The organism is Nocardia wallacei (genome assembly GCF_029868745.1).
GTDB classification, from domain to species: domain Bacteria; phylum Actinomycetota; class Actinomycetes; order Mycobacteriales; family Mycobacteriaceae; genus Nocardia; species Nocardia wallacei_B.
This window is the reverse complement of record NZ_JARWOP010000358.1, coordinates 37,176-54,952: the sequence shown is the minus strand read 5'-3', so window position 1 is coordinate 54,952 and position 17,777 is coordinate 37,176. Positions and strand designations below refer to the sequence as shown.

The 17,777-nt window shown below is 68.3% G+C and carries 23 protein-coding genes; 6 read left to right on the top strand and 17 right to left on the bottom strand.

Annotated features, from left to right (window positions below; translation table 11 throughout):
* Positions 1–78 precede the first annotated feature (78 nt).
* The 3 genes from QH470_RS33450 to QH470_RS33440 form a co-directional block, all read right to left on the bottom strand.
* Positions 79–912, bottom strand: a complete 834-nt coding sequence (locus QH470_RS33450; protein WP_280276382.1) for an alpha/beta fold hydrolase — start codon at positions 910–912, stop codon at positions 79–81.
* Between the two features lie 129 nt (positions 913–1,041).
* Entirely contained in the window at positions 1,042–1,767 is a 726-nt protein-coding gene (locus tag QH470_RS33445; protein WP_280276410.1) for a cation efflux transmembrane domain-containing protein, read from the bottom strand.
* Positions 1,767–2,105 carry an ArsR/SmtB family transcription factor gene (locus QH470_RS33440; protein WP_425302829.1) on the bottom strand — a complete coding sequence of 113 codons (339 nt, stop codon included), beginning with the start codon at positions 2,103–2,105 and terminating at the stop codon, positions 1,767–1,769. The genes QH470_RS33445 and QH470_RS33440 overlap by 1 nt, the downstream gene beginning before the upstream one ends.
* 107 nt (positions 2,106–2,212) lie before the next feature.
* Between QH470_RS33440 and QH470_RS33435 the strand changes: the two genes are divergently transcribed.
* On the top strand, positions 2,213–2,581 hold the full coding sequence (locus tag QH470_RS33435; RefSeq protein WP_280276380.1) for a hypothetical protein: 369 nt from the start codon (positions 2,213–2,215) through the stop codon (positions 2,579–2,581).
* 1 nt (position 2,582) lies between these two features.
* Here QH470_RS33435 and QH470_RS33430 read toward each other — a convergent pair whose 3' ends face one another.
* Entirely contained in the window at positions 2,583–3,932 is a 1,350-nt protein-coding gene (locus QH470_RS33430; RefSeq protein WP_280276379.1) for a DoxX family protein, read from the bottom strand.
* Complete coding sequence (locus tag QH470_RS33425) at positions 3,929–4,504, bottom strand: M15 family metallopeptidase (protein WP_280276378.1); 576 nt, start codon at positions 4,502–4,504, stop codon at positions 3,929–3,931. The genes QH470_RS33430 and QH470_RS33425 overlap by 4 nt, the downstream gene beginning before the upstream one ends.
* An 89-nt stretch (positions 4,505–4,593) precedes the next feature.
* Between QH470_RS33425 and QH470_RS33420 the strand changes: the two genes are divergently transcribed.
* Together QH470_RS33420 and QH470_RS33415 are read left to right on the top strand one after the other, a co-directional pair.
* Entirely contained in the window at positions 4,594–5,289 is a 696-nt protein-coding gene (locus QH470_RS33420; protein ID WP_280276377.1) for a response regulator transcription factor, read from the top strand.
* A 10-nt stretch (positions 5,290–5,299) separates the two neighbouring features.
* Positions 5,300–6,361: a sensor histidine kinase gene (locus QH470_RS33415; protein WP_280276376.1), complete on the top strand. Its 1,062-nt coding sequence runs from the start codon at positions 5,300–5,302 to the stop codon at positions 6,359–6,361.
* On the opposite strand, the gene arsB is transcribed toward QH470_RS33415, so the two are convergent.
* Together arsB and QH470_RS33405 are read right to left on the bottom strand one after the other, a co-directional pair.
* Positions 6,344–7,456, bottom strand: coding sequence for an ACR3 family arsenite efflux transporter (gene arsB / locus QH470_RS33410; protein WP_280276375.1), 1,113 nt, complete (start codon positions 7,454–7,456; stop codon positions 6,344–6,346). The genes QH470_RS33415 and arsB overlap by 18 nt on opposite strands.
* Positions 7,453–7,791 carry an ArsR/SmtB family transcription factor gene (locus QH470_RS33405; protein ID WP_280276374.1) on the bottom strand — a complete coding sequence of 113 codons (339 nt, stop codon included), beginning with the start codon at positions 7,789–7,791 and terminating at the stop codon, positions 7,453–7,455. The genes arsB and QH470_RS33405 overlap by 4 nt, the downstream gene beginning before the upstream one ends.
* A 97-nt stretch (positions 7,792–7,888) precedes the next feature.
* Between QH470_RS33405 and QH470_RS33400 the strand changes: the two genes are divergently transcribed.
* Positions 7,889–8,089, top strand: coding sequence for a hypothetical protein (locus tag QH470_RS33400; RefSeq protein WP_280276373.1), 201 nt, complete (start codon positions 7,889–7,891; stop codon positions 8,087–8,089).
* Here QH470_RS33400 and QH470_RS33395 read toward each other — a convergent pair whose 3' ends face one another.
* The 3 genes from QH470_RS33395 to QH470_RS33385 all read right to left on the bottom strand — a co-directional run bounded on the left by QH470_RS33395 (position 8,090) and on the right by QH470_RS33385 (position 9,301).
* Positions 8,090–8,464: an SHOCT domain-containing protein gene (locus tag QH470_RS33395; RefSeq protein WP_280276372.1), complete on the bottom strand. Its 375-nt coding sequence runs from the start codon at positions 8,462–8,464 to the stop codon at positions 8,090–8,092. It lies immediately after the preceding gene.
* Positions 8,465–8,584: 120 nt separating this feature from the next.
* The gene (locus QH470_RS33390; RefSeq protein WP_280276371.1) at positions 8,585–8,866 is read right to left on the bottom strand and encodes an SHOCT domain-containing protein; all 282 of its coding nucleotides are present in this window, start codon (positions 8,864–8,866) and stop codon (positions 8,585–8,587) included.
* A gap of 15 nt (positions 8,867–8,881) precedes the next feature.
* Positions 8,882–9,301, bottom strand: a complete 420-nt coding sequence (locus QH470_RS33385; RefSeq protein ID WP_280276370.1) for a DUF6325 family protein — start codon at positions 9,299–9,301, stop codon at positions 8,882–8,884.
* Positions 9,302–9,545: 244 nt separating this feature from the next.
* On the opposite strand from QH470_RS33385, the gene QH470_RS33380 reads away from it, so the two are divergent.
* Complete coding sequence (locus QH470_RS33380; RefSeq protein ID WP_280276369.1) at positions 9,546–11,240, top strand: SulP family inorganic anion transporter; 1,695 nt, start codon at positions 9,546–9,548, stop codon at positions 11,238–11,240.
* A gap of 12 nt (positions 11,241–11,252) precedes the next feature.
* On the opposite strand, the gene QH470_RS33375 is transcribed toward QH470_RS33380, so the two are convergent.
* The 6 genes from QH470_RS33375 to QH470_RS33350 all read right to left on the bottom strand — a co-directional run bounded on the left by QH470_RS33375 (position 11,253) and on the right by QH470_RS33350 (position 15,448).
* Positions 11,253–11,423: a LapA family protein gene (locus tag QH470_RS33375; RefSeq protein ID WP_280276368.1), complete on the bottom strand. Its 171-nt coding sequence runs from the start codon at positions 11,421–11,423 to the stop codon at positions 11,253–11,255.
* 296 nt (positions 11,424–11,719) lie between these two features.
* Complete coding sequence (locus tag QH470_RS33370; protein ID WP_280276367.1) at positions 11,720–12,016, bottom strand: hypothetical protein; 297 nt, start codon at positions 12,014–12,016, stop codon at positions 11,720–11,722.
* A 132-nt stretch (positions 12,017–12,148) separates the two neighbouring features.
* Positions 12,149–12,292, bottom strand: a complete 144-nt coding sequence (locus tag QH470_RS33365; RefSeq protein WP_280276366.1) for a hypothetical protein — start codon at positions 12,290–12,292, stop codon at positions 12,149–12,151.
* Between the two features lie 124 nt (positions 12,293–12,416).
* A complete protein-coding gene (locus tag QH470_RS33360; RefSeq protein ID WP_280276365.1) occupies positions 12,417–13,313 on the bottom strand; it encodes a hypothetical protein in 897 nt (298 codons plus the stop codon).
* A complete protein-coding gene (locus QH470_RS33355; RefSeq protein WP_280276364.1) occupies positions 13,310–13,573 on the bottom strand; it encodes a hypothetical protein in 264 nt (87 codons plus the stop codon). The genes QH470_RS33360 and QH470_RS33355 overlap by 4 nt, the downstream gene beginning before the upstream one ends.
* A 198-nt stretch (positions 13,574–13,771) precedes the next feature.
* Positions 13,772–15,448, bottom strand: a complete 1,677-nt coding sequence (locus tag QH470_RS33350) for a CocE/NonD family hydrolase (RefSeq protein WP_280276363.1) — start codon at positions 15,446–15,448, stop codon at positions 13,772–13,774.
* A gap of 262 nt (positions 15,449–15,710) precedes the next feature.
* On the opposite strand from QH470_RS33350, the gene QH470_RS33345 reads away from it, so the two are divergent.
* Entirely contained in the window at positions 15,711–16,064 is a 354-nt protein-coding gene (locus QH470_RS33345; RefSeq protein ID WP_280276362.1) for a glycine zipper domain-containing protein, read from the top strand.
* 6 nt (positions 16,065–16,070) lie between these two features.
* Here QH470_RS33345 and QH470_RS33340 read toward each other — a convergent pair whose 3' ends face one another.
* Positions 16,071–17,720 (bottom strand): hypothetical protein, encoded by a 1,650-nt coding sequence (locus QH470_RS33340; protein WP_280276361.1) that lies wholly within the window; start codon positions 17,718–17,720, stop codon positions 16,071–16,073.
* Positions 17,721–17,777: the final 57 nt, after the last annotated feature.

Genomic DNA, 17,777 nt, shown 5'->3' with positions numbered 1-17,777 from the left:
GAGTCCACGCCGGACGCGCATCGACCGAGTGATGGGTGCGAGGCAGGTCGTCGCCGAGTCGTCGGTGTCGGTGGTTTGTCAGTGCGTGTGGCCGTATCGCCGGAGGAAGTCGGTGACGGTGGCGGCGTAGTCCTCGGGGCGGGTGAGTAGTAGCGAGTGTCCGCCGTCGGGGAAGGCACGCCATTCCGCGCCGGGGTGTAGATCTTGCAGGCGCCGGGTGTGCTGGGCGGTGATGAGCGGGTCGTCGTCGGCCTTGATGAACAGGACCGGTCCCTGCCAGGCCGGGCCGGACTGCCACTCCGGGAGGCGCCGGGCGGCGTCGAGCAGCCGGAGGTAGGAATTTATCGCGCCCTGGTGACCGCCGGTGCGGGTGGCTGCGTCGACCCGGTCGATCCAGAACTCGGCCTCGGTCGCGTCGCTCCACGTGGCGCGCAGCGATTCGCGGATCGCGGCCGATGTCTTGTCCCAGGGCGTGTTCCGGGTGCGGGTGAGCGTGGCTTCCAGGCGAGTGATGTCTTCGGGGCCGTAGAGACCGGTGCCGGTGAAGGTCAGCGACCGCACCCGGTGCGGTGCGCGTCGGGAGAACACCTCGGCGAGCATGCCGCCGGCGGATTGGCCGATCACGTGCGCGGAGTCGATGTGCTCGGCGTCGAGGATCGCGAGGACACCGGCCGCGAGTTCGTCGAGAGTGACCGGTCCGGGCGGGTAGTCCACGGCGAGGGCGCGGAAGCCCGGCCGCAGGGTCGGGGTGAGGTCGAGCCAGCTGATCGCGATCCCGGCGCCCCCGGCCAGCAGCAACACCGGTGTGCCGTCGCCACCGACGTAGTAGGTCCAGTCCTCGCCGCCGGTGTGCAGGGTCCGGGTGTCGTGATCGCGGTCGAACGCGGCGGCGCGCTCGAGGATGGAGGTCATCGCGGGCTCCAGAGGTCGAGTCGGTGTGTCGGATCGCGCCTGCAGGGGCGCAGCCTCGAACCATATGCACACATTGCTATAAACGCAATGGATTGGCGGGTGCGGTCCGGCCGTCCTGGTGCCGGTCGGTCAGTGGTTGCAGCAGTCGCAGTCGTGCCCCGCCCGCTCCTGCTCGCCGGTCGCGGCGAGTGCGCCGGGCGCCGGGCAACAGGTGTCGCCTCTCCAGGCGTTGATGCCCTCGCGGACGGCGATGGCGGCGATGACCAGCGCGGCGATCGGGTCGGCCCAAGTCCATCCGAACAGGCTGTTGAGTAGCAGCCCGATGAGCAGTACCGCGGAGAGATAGGTGCAGAGCAGGGTCTGTTTCGAGTCGGCGACCGCGGAGCGGGATCCGAGTTCGCGCCCGGCCCGGCGTTGCGCGGCCGAGAGCACCGGCATGATCACCAGACTTGCTGCGGCCACACCGATTCCGATCGCCGAGTGCCGGGCTTCGCCGACGCCGAGCAGCCCGCGGATCGAGTCGACGGTGACGTACAGGGCGAGGGCGAAGAAGGAGAACGCGATGACCCGCAGCGCCACTTTCTCCCGCGCTTCGGGGTCGCGGCCGGCGAACTGCCACGCCACCGCCGCCGCGGAGGACACCTCGATCACCGAGTCCAGGCCGAAACCAACCAGCGCGGTCGACGACACCCGCGCGCCCTCGGTCAGCGCGATGACGGCCTCGACGACGTTGTAGGAGATGGTCGCGGCGACGAACCAGCGGATTCGCCGCGCCAGCAACGCCTTTCGCGCCGCCGACGGCCCGGAGACCTGGACCGCCGAAGGCGGGGACGGCATCCCCAGCGGCGCCGACATCAGCAGCACCCCGCGCTGTCCGAGTCCGGGCAGCACGCCGGATCGACCGCCAGCACCAGTCCGAGCAGATCCTCCAACGCGGCCGCGATACGCCGATCGGCTAGTTCGTAACGACTGCGCCGCCCTTCGGGAACTGCGACGACCAGCCCGCACCCCCGCAGACAGGCCAGATGATTCGACAGAATCTGCCGCGACACCCCGATCCGCTCGGCCATCTCCGACGGATAGGCCGGACCGGTGCGCAGACTCAACAAGATCTGGGTGCGGGTCGGGTCCGATAACGCGTGCCCGAACCGAGCCAGCGCGTCGCGCTGCATTACTGCTTCCACGCCTCCCATAATACAGATTCGCGTGTATTCATCGTTATGTGAACTATCCGTCGGCTTCGCCGTAACCGATCGGCTCCGGCGGCCGATCACAGGATGACCCTTCGAAAGGACAACGAATGAGAAAAGCGACGATCGCCGCCACGCGAGTCGCGGCCGGCGTCATGTCGGTTGTGGGATTCGCCGCCGTCATCGGCGCCGGTACGGCGCACGCCGCACCGCAGGACTGTGCCGTCACGCGGGACCTGTTCGGCGCGACAGCGACATGTTCCGACGCCGACGCGCCCGCGGGCCGGGAGTACACGCTGGTCGTCGAGTGCTTCGGCCTGCACGGCGTGCCGAACGCTTTCCCGCTCATGGCCATCGGTCCGTACCGGGGCTCCTGGGGTGGTTCCTTCGCCCCCACCGGCCAGGGCGCGGCCACGTGCCTGGGACCCACCAGCCTCGGGACGACCACCAACGCGTACGTAGCGATATACCGCGACTGACCTAGCCGAAGTACATATTGCCCTGGACCCAATGGAACCCGCGGCTGCGGAGTGTGAAGCTGTCCGGATCCACTCGCTGCAAGGTGATTTCGATCGGGTGGTCGTTCAGCGTCCCGCGCAGTAGCAGCCGGTCCCGGGTGGGTCGCTCGACGGACAGTGTCGCGAATACCGGCCGCTGCCCGGCGTTCTCGCCGGTCGTGTCCGTCCCCGAGGCGAGTTCTAGTTGCCGATCGGGGCCGAACTCGGCGCGCACCGGCACCAGCTCGCCGTTCATCCGCTGATAGGCTGCTTGCTCCGGATCGTCGAAAACCAGTCGCTGCCAACGGTTCTCGTCGGTCGTCAGGGGCGGCACCGGCTGCCCGTCGAGGGCGAAGTCCCGCACGTCCCAGATGCCGTACAGCTCGGATTTGGGGCTGGCGGGGCCGTACTGCTCCTGCCAGACCACCCACCGGTCATAGCCGCTGCCGAACGCCACCCAGAGACCGAGGGCGACCTGAAACCACAGCGCGGCACGGTTTTTCCGGTTGTCGGCGAACAGCGCGGGTTGGGTCAGCGGGGCACAGGCGCGTTGCCGCACGAACACATCGGCCAGCCGCCGCAGATACGGCGCGAGCAGCACCAGGCTGATCAGCAGCAGATGCCCCGCGAGCAGCTTCTCCGGAATATCGAACGTCATGTTCAGCAGGAGGACCTGAGCCATGCTCGCCAGGCTCACCGCAGCGCCCAGCACCGCGGTCCGGGGCACGAACAACAGCAGCCCCGCCACCACTTCCGCCCCGCCGAGGGCCATCTCGTACGGATAGGAGCTGCCGACCTGCAACCACAGCACCGAGGCCGGGCTCATCTCGCCGTACGGTCGCAACAGTTGCGCCAGCGAGGGCGCGGGCATCTGCGTGGGGATCAGCTTGGCCATCCCGAACCCCAGCATCTGCCCACCCAGGCACAGCCGCAGGAACAAGGCGAACCAGGCCCGCAGACGAGGATGGGCGGGGCGGCGGTCGACGATCGTCCACACCGCGGTGACCACCACGGCGACGACCAGAACGCAGAACACCAGCACCCAGATGGCCGCCTGATCCCCGGCTCCGGAATTCTCGTTCAGCACCGCGTCGACCCCGAACACCGTCCGGCCCACCCAGCCGGTGACGGGATCGATCGGGAGCATGGGCCACGGCCCGACGTATCGGCGGATCCAGCGACCGAGAATGCCCAGCAGCGTGAACGGGATCAGCGTGAGCAGTAGGCAGAACAGGCCGAAGTAGACGACGCAGAAGCGAAACCCGATCTGCGACAGCGGATTCCGGACGGACGGCGGGGCGACTGTTCCGGCGGCGGGTGCGTCGGTGCTCACTGCTGCATCCTCGGGTCCTCGGTGGGATCGGCGTACTCGGCGGGGCAACCGTGCTCATCGGCTCGGGGCCGCAGTTCGAAATGCCAGGGTTCGTTGGCATAGATCTGGCACAGCCCGTACCCGGCGCCGTGCCTGGCCAACCAAGCCGCGGCCTCGGTAGGCCCGATGTCGACCGCCTCGCCCGAGACGTGCGCGGACTTGTCGGGCGCGGCCACCCAGCGCGCGGCTTCCTCCGCCGAGCCGTACTTCGAGACCGCCTCGCGCAGCAGGCGTCCCTGGGCTTGCGCGGAACGCCAGCCGCTGTTGACGACGAACGTGACCCCGTCGTCCGCGGCATCGGTCGCGGCCCAGCGCAGCGCGGCGAGCAGATCGGCGTCGAGGTTGGCCACGGCCGGGTCTTCGTCGTCGAAGACCGACACGCCCGGAGAACTGTCGTCCGATCCCGCGGTCGAGAAGGGTAGGTACTGATAGACGAGGACACCGGCAAGCACCGCGCCGACGGCCACCAGGGTGGCGAAGGTGGCCGATCCGGTCCGCCGAGCCACCGTTCGTGCTGGTCCACTGTGGTTCATGGCCTCAGTCAAGACAGCGCGGCGTTGCCGGCACGTATGTGGTTTTCGATACGCCGGCGATATTCCCCGGCTGGAAGAATCGAGAGGCTATGCGCGTACTGATCGTCGAGGACGAACCCTATCTGGCCGAAGCGGTCCGCGACGGCCTGCGCCTGGAAGCGATCGCGGCCGACATCGCCGGTGACGGCGACACCGCTCTGGAGCTGTTGAGCGTCAACGCCTACGACATCGCGATCCTCGACCGTGACATCCCGGGGCCTTCCGGCGACGAGATCGCGAAACGTATCGTCGCCTCCGGCAGCGGCATGCCGATTCTCATGCTCACCGCCGCCGACCGGCTCGACGACAAGGCGACCGGGTTCGGGCTCGGCGCCGACGACTACCTCACCAAACCCTTCGAACTCCGAGAACTCGTGCTCCGGCTCCGAGCGCTCGACCGCAGGCGAGCCCACAACAGGCCACCCGTGCGGGAGATCGCGGGCCTGCGCCTGGATCCGTTCCGCCGCGAGGTCTACCGCGACGGCCGCTACATCGCGCTGACCCGGAAGCAATTCGCGGTACTCGAGGTTCTCGTCGCTGCCGAAGGCGGCGTCGTCAGCGCCGAGGAACTACTGGAACGGGCGTGGGACGAGAATGCCGACCCGTTCACCAATGCCGTGCGCATCACGGTCTCGGCGCTGCGCAAACGTCTCGGCGAACCGTGGATCATCGCGACTGTGCCCGGCGTCGGCTACCACATCGGCATTCGGCCGGATACCGGGCGGGACGGAGACGACCGTGGATAGAGCGCCCGGTGTGAGCGTTCGGCTGAAACTCACCCTCAGCTATGCCGGATTCCTCATGCTCGCAGGCACTTTGCTGCTCGCGGCCGTGTTGGTCTTCTATCTGTACTTCTTGCCCGCCGGTTGGATCCACACCACCGGCAATTTCTGGATCAACCGCTCGCTTCTGATCCGCGCCTTCGCTCCGTTCATGGCTTTCGTGCTCGCCTGCCTGCTGATCTTCGGCCTCGTCGGCGGGTGGGTGCTCGCCGGGCGGATGCTCACCCCGCTGGCCCGCATCACCGATGCCACCCGCATGGCCACGGACGGATCGCTCTCCCACCGCATCCGGCTACCGGGCCGCCAAGACGAGTTCCGCGAACTCGCCGACGCCTTCGACACCATGCTCGCGCGGCTCGAAGCACACGTCGCCGAACAGCAGAGGTTCGCCGCCAACGCCTCTCACGAGCTGCGCACGCCGCTGGCGATCACGCAGACGCTGCTCGATGTGGCCCGCAACGATCCGCAGCGTGACACCGGCGAACTGGTGGCGTTGCTCCACGCGGTCAACACCCGCGCGATCAACCTCACCGAGGCCTTGCTCCTGCTCAGCCGCGCCGACCGGATGACCTTCGCCCGAGATCGCGTCGACCTGTCCCTCATCGCGGAAGAAGCCACCGAGACGCTGCTTCCGCTCGCGGAGAAACGCGGCCTCACCATCGAGACCTCCGGCGAGATCACGCCCGCGATCGGCTCACACGCACTGCTGCTGCAGATGACGACGAACCTGGTGCACAACGCGATCGTCCACAATCTGCCCGAACACGGCACCGTGTGGGTCACCACCGGCGCTCACCGTGAGACCGCGGTGCTGACCGTCGAGAACACCGGCGACACGCTCACCCCCCACATCGTTTCCACACTGGTCGAGCCGTTTCAGCGCGGCACCCAACGCGTCCGCACCGACCACGCGGGCGTCGGCCTCGGCCTGGCGATCGTCAAGAGCATCACCCGCGCGCATTCCGGCACCCTCACCCTCACCCCCCGCCCCGCCGGAGGTCTTCGTGTCACCGTGCAACTACCGGCCCACGCCTGAGCGATCGCTGCCGGCACATGCGCCAGAATGTCGGGTCGTGTTGTGCGGGAATCGTTTTCGCAGAGCCAGGGAGACGTAGACGAGGGCGACGAGGACGGGTACTTCGATGAGGGGGCCGACGACTCCGGCGAGGGCTTGGCCGGAGGTGGCGCCGTAGGTGGCGATCGCGACGGCGATCGCGAGTTCGAAGTTGTTGCCCGCCGCGGTGAACGCCATCGTGGTCGTGCGCTCGTAGCCCAGGCGCAGCACGGCGCCGAGAAGGTAACCGCCGCCCCACATGACCGCGAAATAGATCAGCAGCGGGACCGCGATACGCACGACGTCGAGGGGCCGGGCGGTGATCTGATCGCCTTGCAGGGCGAACAGGACGACGATGGTGAACAGCAGCCCGTACAGCGCCCACGGGCCGAGCCGGGGCAGCACCGCCGTCTCGTACCAGGTTCGGCCCCTTGCCTTTTCGCCGATGCGGCGGGTGGCGTACCCGGCCAGCAGCGGGATACCGAGGAAGACCAGCACCGATCGGGCGATCTGCCAGGGCGAGGCGTCGACGGTGGTCTGCGGCAGGCCCAGCAGGCCGGGCAGCACCGAGAGGTAGAACCAGCCCAGCACCGCGAACATGACGACCTGGAACAGCGAGTTGAGCGCGACGAGCACGGCGGCGGCTTCGCGGTCACCGCACGCGAGGTCGTTCCAGATGATCACCATCGCGATGCAGCGAGCCAGGCCGACGATGATCAGCCCGGTCCGGTATTCGGGCAGGTCCGGTAGCAGCAGCCAGGCCAGGGCGAACATCAGCGCCGGTCCGAGGAGCCAGTTCGAAACCAGCGATCCGGCCAGCAGACGGCGGTCGCCGGTGACCGAGCCGAGGCGGTCGTAGCGGACCTTCGCCAATACCGGGTACATCATCACGAGCAGTCCGGCGGCGATCGGCAGCGAGATCCCATCCACCTGCACCGCCGACAAGCCGTCGCCCAGGCCGGGAATCAGACGGCCCAGCAGCAAACCGGCGACCATGGCCACCCCGATCCACACCGGCAACAACCTGTCGAGCGTGGAAAGCTTTCCGGCCACCGGTTCGGGGGCGGTCGTTGTCACGCGATCACCGACCCGGCCTCGATCGCCAGCAGATGCGAAACCCGTTGCAGCGCTTCGGGAACAACGCGGTAGTACACCCAGGAGGCGCGACGCTCACTGGTGAGCAGTCCCGCTTCGCGCAGCACCTTCAGGTGGTGGGAGACGGTGGGCTGGGAGACGTCGAGACCGTCGGACACGTCGCACACGCACGCCTCCTGCCCGGTCCGGGAGGCGATCGCCGACAGCAGCCGCAGCCGCACCGGATCCGACAACGCCTTGAACACTGCTGCCACCCGAACCGCGGTCTGCGCGTCCAGCGGTGGACGGGTGTACGGCGTGCCCGAGCATTTCGACATCCATCGATATTGATGGATGTCGAAATGAAAGGCAAATCCGGTGCCTGCCCACCAGGCTGTTCGCTGTACCCGCCGAATCGACCCGGGAGCCGCCCGCATGACCACGCCACCACCGGACGACATCGATGCACTCGTTGATTGGCAGCTGGAGCAGGGGCGGCGAAGCGGCGAGTCGCACCCCTCCGGGGCGATGGATCAGACAGCGCTCACGATGCAGCCCGACCAGCTCCGTGCGGCGGCCGACCGAATGCTGCGCAGGAGCGCCGAATTCGTCGACGAGTCGCCCGAACTGGAGTAGTCAGGCCAGCGCCTTGTGCTTGAGCCGGTCGAATTCCTGCGGGGAAATAGCGCCGTCGTCGAGGAGTTTCTTGGCGTCGGCGATCTGTGCCGCGGAATTGGTGCCCGCGGCCGACCGGATGTAGTCCTTCTCCGCGGCCCGGGTGGACTCGATGGCGGCCGCGCTGCGCTCCGCCATGCCACGGCCTCGGACCAGGAGATATACGAGCGAGGTGAGTAGCGGCACGACGAACAGGAACACGATCCAGACGGCCTTGACCCAGCCCGAGGTTTCCCGGTCTCGGAACAGGTCGCCGATGATGTAGAACAGCATGAGCAGGTAGGCCACGAAGGCGAAACTCATCACCAACAGCCACAGCACTTCCCACACCGACATGGTTCACCTCGCGTACTCGGTCGAAATCCGCCGCAGAATTGCGACGATGGCGGCAACGCTAGGACCGAAGCACTGCCGAGGATCACCCGGCGAGGGTGAAATGTGTCGTGCCGGCCGATGTCACCGCAGCAGTTGCGCCTTCGCGGCGGCGAATTCCTCGTCGGACAGCGCTCCCGACGCGTGTAACTCGCCGAGGCGTTGCAGCTTGCCGACCAAATCGTCATCGGGCGGCGGGACATCCGGCGCCTGTTGCTGCGGATATGGCTGCTGTTCGGCGGCGCGCTGCTGGGCGCGGCGGTTGACGGCGTTGGCGGTGGCGCTGGCGGTTCCGGTCACGACGGCGGTTCGTGCGACCGCCCCGAGCAGACCGGGACGGCCGACGCGTCCGGCTCGAAACACCATGGGGTGGTTCCTTTCTCAGGAGGCGGCGAGCGCCGCGTCGACGGCGTCGCGGGGAATCTGGACCTGCAGCACGAGTTCGCCGCCGGCGTCGGCGATGGTGGTGGCCAGCCGCCGAGCCCAGGTTTGCTCGTACACCACGACGAGCGCCGAGGTGGCCGGTTCCATGGTGTCCCGGATCAGCGCGAGGTCCTCGTCGCTCACCAGACCGCGGGGTTCGACGGCCAGGTCCGCGAGACCGATGTCGTGCAGCGGTTCGTCCACTTCGATCTGGTCGACGCGGCCGCTGTCGTCCTTCATCAGATAGACCAGGTCGATGATGGTCGCGTCGCCGCGGTCGACCACCGCGCTCAGCGCATCGACGACCGAGGGCGCTGCCCGCCTGCCGGGGAAGGTGAGGACCGCCAGTTCCACGGGACCGAGACCGTTGTCTGCCATGCCACGATCGTGCGGCGCGGCGCCGGTGCTCGCCTCATCCGATTCGGGTGAACCGCGCCGCGTGACGGCGGGGCATGGGGCGGTTTCACCCTGACGGTGTGACGAGCCGCGGCCCCTGCGGTCATAGCGTGTCGCGCATGGGCACAGTCATCGGTGAACCGCGACGACCGGCGGTGGGCGTGGTGATTTCGCCCGGCAGATCCGTGTCGGCGGCGTGTAAGTCGTTGGGCTGGTGGTGAAGTCGATGGCGGCACGCTGGCCGGTGTTCCTGTCCCTGCAGGGCTATCAGCGCGGCTGGTTGCGTCCCGATGTCCTTGCGGGGCTGACGGTTTGGGCGGTGCTGGTGCCGGAGGCGCTCGCCTACGCCTCGATCGCCGGGGTGCCGCCCGTCACCGGGCTCTACGCGGCCGTCCCGGCGCTGATCCTGTACGCGCTGGCGGGCAGTTCGCGGCATCTGGTGGTGGGGCCGATGTCGGCCACGGCGGCGCTGTCGGCGGCGATCGTGACGCCGCTGGCCGGCGCCGACGGCGGCCGCTACCTCGCGTTGTCGACCGTGCTCGCGCTCGCGACCGGAGTGGCCGGGTTGCTGGCCGGGCTGGCCCGGCTCGGGTTCGTGGCCGCCTTCATCTCGGAGCCGGTGCTCAAAGGGTTCATCGTCGGGCTGGCGTTCACGATCATCATCGGGCAGGTTCCCAAGCTGCTCGGCATCGACAAACATGCGGGCAATTTCTTCGAGCAAGCTTGGGGTGTGCTGTCCGGACTGGGTGAAACGCAATGGCGCACGGCAGTTTTGGGCGTGTCGAGTCTGGCGGTGGTGCTGGGGTTGAAAAGGTGGCTGCCCCTGGTGCCGGGATCTCTGCTGGCCGTGTTGCTGGGCATCGTCGCGGTGGGCGTGTTCGGGCTGGACGGCAAGGGGGTCGATATCGTCGGGCACATCGATGCGGGGCTGCCGTCGGTCGGGCTGCCCGGCGGCGTCGACTTCCACGACTATCTCGATCTGCTCGGGCCGGCGGTCGGCGTGCTGCTGATCGGGTTCGCCGAGGGCCTCGGCGCGGCGAAAACCTATGCGGCCAAGGCCGGTTACCGCGTGGACGCCAACCGGGAACTGCTCGGGCTCGGCGCCGCCAACCTCGGGTCCGGGCTGGCGTCCGGCATGGTCGTCAACGGCAGTCTGTCCAAGACCGCCGTCAACGGCTCGGCCGGAGCGAAGACGCAGGTCAGTGGGTTGGTGGTGGCGGCGTTGACGGTACTGACGCTGCTGCTGCTCACCGGACTGTTCGAGCGGCTGCCCGAGGCGACGCTCGCGGGCGTGGTCATCGCCGCGGTCATCGAACTGGTCGACATCGCCGCGTTGCGACGGCTGTACCGGGTGTGGACCGATCGGCTGGGCGCCATCTACGGGCGGTCGGCGCGTGCCGATTTCCTGGCCGCGCTGGCGGCCATGGCAGGGGTGCTGCTGTTCGACACGCTGCCCGGCCTGTTGATCGGCATCGGCGTCTCGATGCTGCTGCTGGTCTATCGCACGTCCCGCCCGCACGTCGCCCCGCTGGTGAAACAGGGCACGCTGTGGCTCGACGCCGACCGGCATCCGCAGCCGCGGCAACGTCCCGACCTGCTTGTAGTCCGCGTCGAGTCCGGACTGTACTTCGCCAACGCCGACCACGTCCGCGACCGCATCGAGCACCTGTGCACCGCACGCACCACCCTGGTCGTCCTCGACGCCGAGACCTCGCCGACCATCGACGTCACCGCCGCGGCCATGCTCACCGACCTGCGCGACACCCTCGCCCGCCGCGGCGTCGACTTCCGCATCGCCCGCTCCATCGGCCAATTCGGCGACGAACTGGGCGCGGCGAAATCAGGCACCCCCCTCGGCGTATATCCCACCGTCACCGCGGCCATCGCCGACCTACCAGGCGACCCGGCGCAGGACAACTGATCGCTCTACGATTCAGCGCCGCACCCGCCGAAACAGCATCCCCGAGAGCCATCCGACAGCGAACACCACCAGCAACACCAGCCACATCGGCGAACGAATCGTGATCAACAAAAACTCGATCTCGACCCGCCCCCGGTTCTCGATGACGAACACCGCCGCCAACACAGTCAGCACGACAGCCACCCACTGCCCCGCCGAAAGTCGCGACCCCCCTGAACTTCTCACAGTCTCGTCCATCGCTACCCTTCCCACGCGCCGCGGCGAATCGGATACCTTGCACTCTCCGCCGCGGCAGGGAACAGGACATCACCCACCCGGTATGAGCTTCGCAAAGTTGTGTTCAGCATCTGCCAGGGACCGTGCCCATTATGCCGATGCGGCGAGTAATCACCCTCGTCTGCGTAATGACCGCGCTGTTGGGAGCGCTGATCGCCCCGATAGTCATGGGCGTCGTCCGTACCGATGGATCGGATAGGCCGTTACGACAGACCGTCGAAGCTTCCGGTGACCGCGAGTCTGGCGAGGTGGAGCGGGATTTCGGCGTTGGGAACTACGGTGAGGTGGTACACGCCCCGATTGCCGCGATCGCACAGCACGACTTCTTCGCCTGCGCGGTAGGGGGTGCGGGCCTTGTCGAAATTGCAAGCTTGTTCTGCTCCGTAGCCCGAATATGAGCGAATGTTGGTTTCCGCCGATGCGGAGCCCGCAGCGAACGTAGTGAGCCCGCCGATAGCGGCACATGCGAGCACTGCTGAGCCTATGGTTCGCCTGTTCATATTTCTCCTCCTGCATACGAAATATTTCAGGCGGAATCATTCGCTCGATATTCACTGCGCGATAGAGCATTTCGTCACCGTGCACGAGTGCGGCGCCCCCCGGCGGGAATCAAGGTGCGGGCCGAAGCTCGGTTACTCGATGAGTTTGTCGGTCAGGAGGAGGAGAGAGATTATGCCTGCGGCTATCAGGATTCCGTAGTGGCCTGCGGATTGGCTGTAGTCGAGGGTGGACAGGGCGATGATGATGGCGATCAGTAGGAACAGTAGGCGCTTCATCGGGGCTCCTCGGACTTGATCCTTCACCCTATGAGGCGTGGGTTCGGTTGTGCCACAGGGGGTTAGGACACTGGCGGCGGAGGGGCGACGGCAGGGCAGGGGTGGGGCCTGAGCTGCGGCTCCTTCAGGGATGGGGTGCGAGGTCGATGCGTAGTTCGTCGCTCGCGTTGATGACGAATACGCGGTCGCCGTGTCGTGCGCTCCAATTGTGTGGCACGAGAATGTATTTGTCGTTGGAGCGGGCGAGCAGGAGCAGGCCGCTGTACTGGAAGCGGTACTTGTCGCCCGGGGTGGTGATCGCGTCGACCCGGGCGCCGCCGCCTCCGATGGCGAGCCGGTCGACGCTGAATATCACCGCGACCGGCTGGCCGGGCAGGCCGCCTTCCTCCGCCGCCCGTGCGTCTCGCCCGGCCTGCTCGGCGGCGTACGACCCGATAGCCCAGAACGTTCCGAGGAAGCCGAGGATCAGCAACGCCAGGATGAGGACCCAGGACGTCGGTGGCGGTCGGCGGCGACGACCGCGATGCAGCAGGGCGCGATAACCGGTCTCCAGGTGTAGGCGATATCCGACTAACCCCACGCTCGTGAGCAGCATCACCGGCAGACCGAGGCTCATGGCGTGCGGCAGGTGGCCGCGGACGAGCACCCCGACCGCCACCGCCGCACCGAGCGCGGTTCCGGCGACGGCGACGCCGCCCGCCCAGATTCGCAATACCCGCCGCGGCCGCCGGACCCGGGCGGCGACCATGATCGGCACCCGCTGTGCCGCAACGAGACCCGAGACGATCAACAGCGCGACAACGACGGGAAAGAACGCGCCGTTGAGGCTTCTGACCACGTAGTCCTGCGCGCTGAGATCCAGGAATCGCGCGTCGACACCGAAATGCGCGTACCACGACCGGGTGTAGGTGAGCCCGAAGAAGTACAGGACGGTGGCGGTCAGCGTGGCCTGCGAGACCGCGACCGCAACCGAGACGGCCCGTTGAAAAGACGCCGAATCGCCCGGTCGCTCGGAGATCATGGCGACGGTGTGGTTCCCGTGCCGGGCGCCGGTCGCGGAATGCTGGACGGTGGCGGCTCGGCGCTGCGCGGCCGCGGGGGTAGCGGCGTCACGGAGGTCGGAATGCCCGCGCCGGTAACGGGTTTGCCCGGCGAGATGACCGCCGTGGGCGGCAGGTCGTCACCGCCGCCGGGCGCGGGCCGTTCGGCGGGCACGTCCGATCCGGGCGCGGGCGGACCGAAACCCGGACTGTTCGGCCGGGCCGGTCGTGAACTCTGCACCGTCCCAAGGGGACTGGCAGGGACCACCGTCGCCACGGAATTCGTCGTCGGCACCGTTGTCACACCGGGCCCGCTATCGCCCGACTTACAGGCGACCAGACAGCACACCGAGATCGCAAGCAGGACCGGCACGATGCGCATGGTTACCCCTCGGGCAAGAGAACCCTGGACGGTAAGTGTGACACAACCGGCCGGCGCTCATGGGGTCCACACCGGAAGGGTGATGTGCGAGGCGTGCGGCCCCTCGTGGGAGATCTCCTGGCGAGCGGCGCGGATGGTGGCGGCCGTGTCCGCGGGTTCGCCGGTGCCCGGATTGCGCGCGTAGCGCGGATGCGCTCCGGAACTCACCTGCACCCCGATGCGGTGACCGGCCGCGAAGCGATGGAACGCTGGCCACAGCGCGACCTCGACCACTCGGAACCCGTCGTCGTCGGGCGGTGGATCGGTGGCGGCGGAACCGATCGAGCCGATGCGGCGGATGCCGTCGCAGACCGTGATCGAGCGGCCGTCGGGATGGACGTCGGTGAGGCGGACGAAGACGTCGAAGCTCGGCGCGGAGGAACGTACTCGGATGGCGGCGAGCGGTTCTCCGGCGATGTCGAGCGGTGCGCCGAGCGGCTCCGACCGGAACACCGCGACGTCCGCGCGGCGCTCGTGCGCGGCATTGTCCATCGGCAGCGTCTGCGGAGTCAGGCTCGGCCCGCCCACGGCGGGTGTGGGATCGGCGGGATCGTAGGTGTAACGAGTGACACCGGCGGGCCCGGCGGCCGTCGCCAGTCCGCCGCCGGTGTGCAGCAGCCAGTCTCGCGCGGCCGAGCCCGCCGGGGGCCACACCTCGAGATCGTGCCACTGCCGCGCGCCGGTCTGGTAGGCGCGCACCGGCGTCGCCCGCCCGGAGGGCGTACCGGCGAACACCTCCTTCAAGAAGGCGACCGAATCCCTATGCGCGGGACCGGCTTTGCCGCGCGACACGTGCCCCCACGGACCGATGGTCAGCCGCGGCGGATTGCCCGCCTCGACCAGACGCCGGTAGGTCCGTAGCTGCCAGGGGGTGAAGATGTCGTACCAGCCGGTGACCATCAGCACCGGCGCGGTGACATCGGAAACCGACTCGGTGTGCGACTGCCGGGTCCAGTACTCGTCGGTGAGCCGCTCGTGCCGGACCCAGTCCTGATACCAGTGGATGGGATGCCCGACCGCGGCGGTGTCGCCCGCGCTCAACGGCAGCACGTCGAACGCCTTGTGCAACTGTCGATCAGCGAACGGGATGGTGACCAGGCCACGCGGCCCACGGCCCATGCGGTCCATGAGGTTGCTCCAGCCGAGGGCGTTGCGCAGCGCGAAAGCCCCGTTTTCCCAGGTGATCTCGCCGAAATCGGGCATCGTGATCTGCAGGATCAGTGCCTCGGGCGCGTTGTCCGGATCCTCGCGGCACATCTTTCCGGCGACGGCCCACTGGGTGTAGCCCATGTAGCTTTCGCCGAAGGTCGCCAGCCGGCCGGTGAACCACGGCTGGCAGCGGACCCAACGGTGGGTGGCGATGCCGTCGCGCTGTTCATCGATCTGCGGGGTGAACCGGCCGCCCGAACCCCAAGTGCCGCGGGAACTCTGGAAGAACACCGGGAAACCCTCGTAGGCGAGGGCGCGCGCGGCCCCGCCGATGATGCCGCGCCGGCCGTAGGGGCCGCGGATGACGACGGTCGGCAACGCGGGGTCGGGGCCGAGGGGACGGTAGAGATCGCCGAGCAGTTCCACCCCGTCGTCCATGGGCACGCGCAGATCCCGGTCGACGGTCACGTGATAGGGGCCGAGTGCGGTGTTCCCGCGACTGCGGGCATCGAGCGCGCGGGTCAGCCGCTGTCGCAGCGTGGTCATTCCGCCTCCTCGCGGGACTGGGACAGATGCGGGCGGACCTAGTTTTGTCACAAACATATCTCGGGTCAAGGCCCGGCTTCGGCTCGAGGGGATCGTGATCATCCGGTGATCGGCGGCGAGAGACGAGATCGCTTGTCCCCCAGTATGGTTTTCAGATGGGCATCGGCGCCCGCATTCTTGCTGACCCCCGGGGAGCGAGGGGGCGACCGCACCGCGTGTGGTGAGCCCTGGATCGCGCAATGGGTTGGAAAGGTCGGGAAGAATGCTTCGATACACCTTGGTCAAGGCGAGCTGCGTGGTGTCGGTCGTGGCCGCGCCGTTGGTCGCGGCGGCCGTATTCGCCGGGGGCGCCGCCGCGGACACGGGCCGGACCGCCGGTCCCATCGCCGGAATTCCGCTGCAGAGCGAGGATGTCGCGACCAACCCCGACGCCATGATCCCCGATCCGGTGCTGAACGGCGCCTCCGCGGGCGGCTCGATCGGCTCGGCCGTCGGCTCGGCGGTCGGGCTGGCTACCGGCTCGGTGACCGGTTCCGCCGGTTCCCTGATCGGCACGGTGATCGGCGCCTTGGTCGGCGCGACGAACCCGGGCGTGGTTCCGCAAGTGCTGCCCTGACGCCGGTCATACGGCGGTATCGCCGCACAGGTGCACCTCGACGCCCAGCCGGTCGAACATCGCCGCCTTCGCCAGCAGGGCGTCGTCGGCGGTGACGGCGTCGGGGGCATAGGCGATCTGGACGTGGTTGGCCTTGTGGCGGGCCATGAACTGATCGCGGGTGATGCCGTGCAGCACGACGTGCGCGATGGGCCACTCCGGGTTCGTCGCGGCACGGCGGCGCGCGGTCTCCGCGGCGGGCAGCGACACCACGGTGGCGCGCCCGATGTCCAGATGCAGTGCGGCACCGGCGATGTAGAGCCTCGACCAGACGATCTCACCGGGCTTGGACACGCCGGACAGGGTGCCGCCGCCCGCGGGGAAGAACACCGGGCCCTGCCGCAGGCTGGTCGCCCCGGCGTACCCGCCGTCGAGGTGCGAGGCGGGTACCGAGCCGGAGATCTCGTACACCCACACGAACTCCTCTCTGCCGTCCACGACGTACGTGTCGCCCCAGCGGACGTCGTGCAGGGTCGTGGCCGGGTCCAGATTCATGGCCGTCCAGATCCGGTTGGTGACGAGTGCGTCGACCGCGACGCCCTCGTCGGCCTCGTTGAAATGCGGCAGCGGCGCACCGGCGTAGAGTTCGCGGCTGCCGTCGCGGCTGCGCACCGGCGGGCGCGCCACATTGTTGAGCAGGCCCTCGGGGAGATCGGACGCGGGGGTGAGGTCCTTGAGACCCTGCTGGTACTGGATTCCTATTGCGGCACAGCCGAAGTCGTCGGCGATACGCAGCGCCGCGATGTACATCTTCAGCTGCTCGTGCACCTGCCGCTCGGTCAGTTCGGTGGCCTCGTCGGTACCGAACTCGAAACGCAGGCCCGCGTCGTCGAGCCAGCGACGCACGGCCGCGGCCTCCGCGTCGGGCACCTTCAGCATCTCGGCGTACAACGCACTCTGCGACAGCCTTTCCTTGTACACGCCGAGGGGATTGAGCAATTCGTCATCGATGATCGCGTTGTACATGCCCATGCAGCCCTCGTCGAACACGCCGATGACGGCCTTGTCCGCGCGCAGCTGATCCGCCAGCGCCACACCGAGATCGCGGGCGGGACCGGCGGGCAGCGGCGGCAGCGGACGCACATGCGAGTCGTCGTGGGTGATCGTGCCGGTCTCGACCCAGCTCCTGATCCCGTCGAGGAAGAACTCGTCGGTGAACTCCGCGGACCAGATCGTCGAGTACGCCCGCCCCATCTTCGTCAGCCCGGCGTTGAGACCGAGCAGGCCCACCAGACCGGGCCAGGTGCCGTCGAAATTCGCGACGGTGAGGATCGGCCCGCGATGCGAGCGCAACCCGGCCAGCACGTGATGGCTGTACTGCCACACCGCTTCCGCCACCACGACGGGCGCGTCCTTGGGCACCGACCGGAAGACCTCGATGCCGTAGCGCTGGCTGTCGATGAACCCGTGTCCCTTCACCGGATCCACCTCGTGCGCGCGCGCCAGCGTCCAACCGAGTCCGGCGAACGCGTCGTGCAGCGACTTCTCCAGGAGTTGCTGGGTCGGCCAGCCCGCGAGATTGGCGGAGGGGCGCAGGTCGCCGCTCGCCACGAGATACGCGGTCTGTGGCGGCGCGACGGGTTCCGGGGCGAGGGTCGGGATCCGGTAGTCGGTCATGTCGGCTCCAGTACGTCGTCGGGCAGCGGTCGGGGTGCGGCGGGACGAGTTTCAGGA

Excerpts from the sequence above, each read along its gene's own strand:
- QH470_RS33450 (WP_280276382.1), bottom strand. The coding sequence starts at position 912 with ATGACCTCCATCCTCGAGCGCGCCGCCGCGTTCGACCGCGATCACGAC.
- QH470_RS33445 (WP_280276410.1), bottom strand. The coding sequence starts at position 1,767 with ATGTCGGCGCCGCTGGGGATGCCGTCCCCGCCTTCGGCGGTCCAGGTC.
- QH470_RS33440 (WP_425302829.1), bottom strand. The coding sequence starts at position 2,105 with ATGGGAGGCGTGGAAGCAGTAATGCAGCGCGACGCGCTGGCTCGGTTC.
- QH470_RS33435 (WP_280276380.1), top strand. The coding sequence starts at position 2,213 with ATGAGAAAAGCGACGATCGCCGCCACGCGAGTCGCGGCCGGCGTCATG.
- QH470_RS33425 (WP_280276378.1), bottom strand. The coding sequence starts at position 4,504 with ATGAACCACAGTGGACCAGCACGAACGGTGGCTCGGCGGACCGGATCG.
- QH470_RS33420 (WP_280276377.1), top strand. The coding sequence starts at position 4,594 with ATGCGCGTACTGATCGTCGAGGACGAACCCTATCTGGCCGAAGCGGTC.
- QH470_RS33405 (WP_280276374.1), bottom strand. The coding sequence starts at position 7,791 with ATGTCGAAATGCTCGGGCACGCCGTACACCCGTCCACCGCTGGACGCG.
- QH470_RS33400 (WP_280276373.1), top strand. The coding sequence starts at position 7,889 with ATGACCACGCCACCACCGGACGACATCGATGCACTCGTTGATTGGCAG.
- QH470_RS33395 (WP_280276372.1), bottom strand. The coding sequence starts at position 8,464 with ATGTCGGTGTGGGAAGTGCTGTGGCTGTTGGTGATGAGTTTCGCCTTC.
- QH470_RS33390 (WP_280276371.1), bottom strand. The coding sequence starts at position 8,866 with ATGGTGTTTCGAGCCGGACGCGTCGGCCGTCCCGGTCTGCTCGGGGCG.
- QH470_RS33385 (WP_280276370.1), bottom strand. The coding sequence starts at position 9,301 with ATGGCAGACAACGGTCTCGGTCCCGTGGAACTGGCGGTCCTCACCTTC.
- QH470_RS33380 (WP_280276369.1), top strand. The coding sequence starts at position 9,546 with ATGGCGGCACGCTGGCCGGTGTTCCTGTCCCTGCAGGGCTATCAGCGC.
- QH470_RS33370 (WP_280276367.1), bottom strand. The coding sequence starts at position 12,016 with ATGAACAGGCGAACCATAGGCTCAGCAGTGCTCGCATGTGCCGCTATC.
- QH470_RS33365 (WP_280276366.1), bottom strand. The coding sequence starts at position 12,292 with ATGAAGCGCCTACTGTTCCTACTGATCGCCATCATCATCGCCCTGTCC.
- QH470_RS33360 (WP_280276365.1), bottom strand. The coding sequence starts at position 13,313 with ATGATCTCCGAGCGACCGGGCGATTCGGCGTCTTTTCAACGGGCCGTC.
- QH470_RS33350 (WP_280276363.1), bottom strand. The coding sequence starts at position 15,448 with ATGACCACGCTGCGACAGCGGCTGACCCGCGCGCTCGATGCCCGCAGT.
- QH470_RS33345 (WP_280276362.1), top strand. The coding sequence starts at position 15,711 with ATGCTTCGATACACCTTGGTCAAGGCGAGCTGCGTGGTGTCGGTCGTG.
- QH470_RS33340 (WP_280276361.1), bottom strand. The coding sequence starts at position 17,720 with ATGACCGACTACCGGATCCCGACCCTCGCCCCGGAACCCGTCGCGCCG.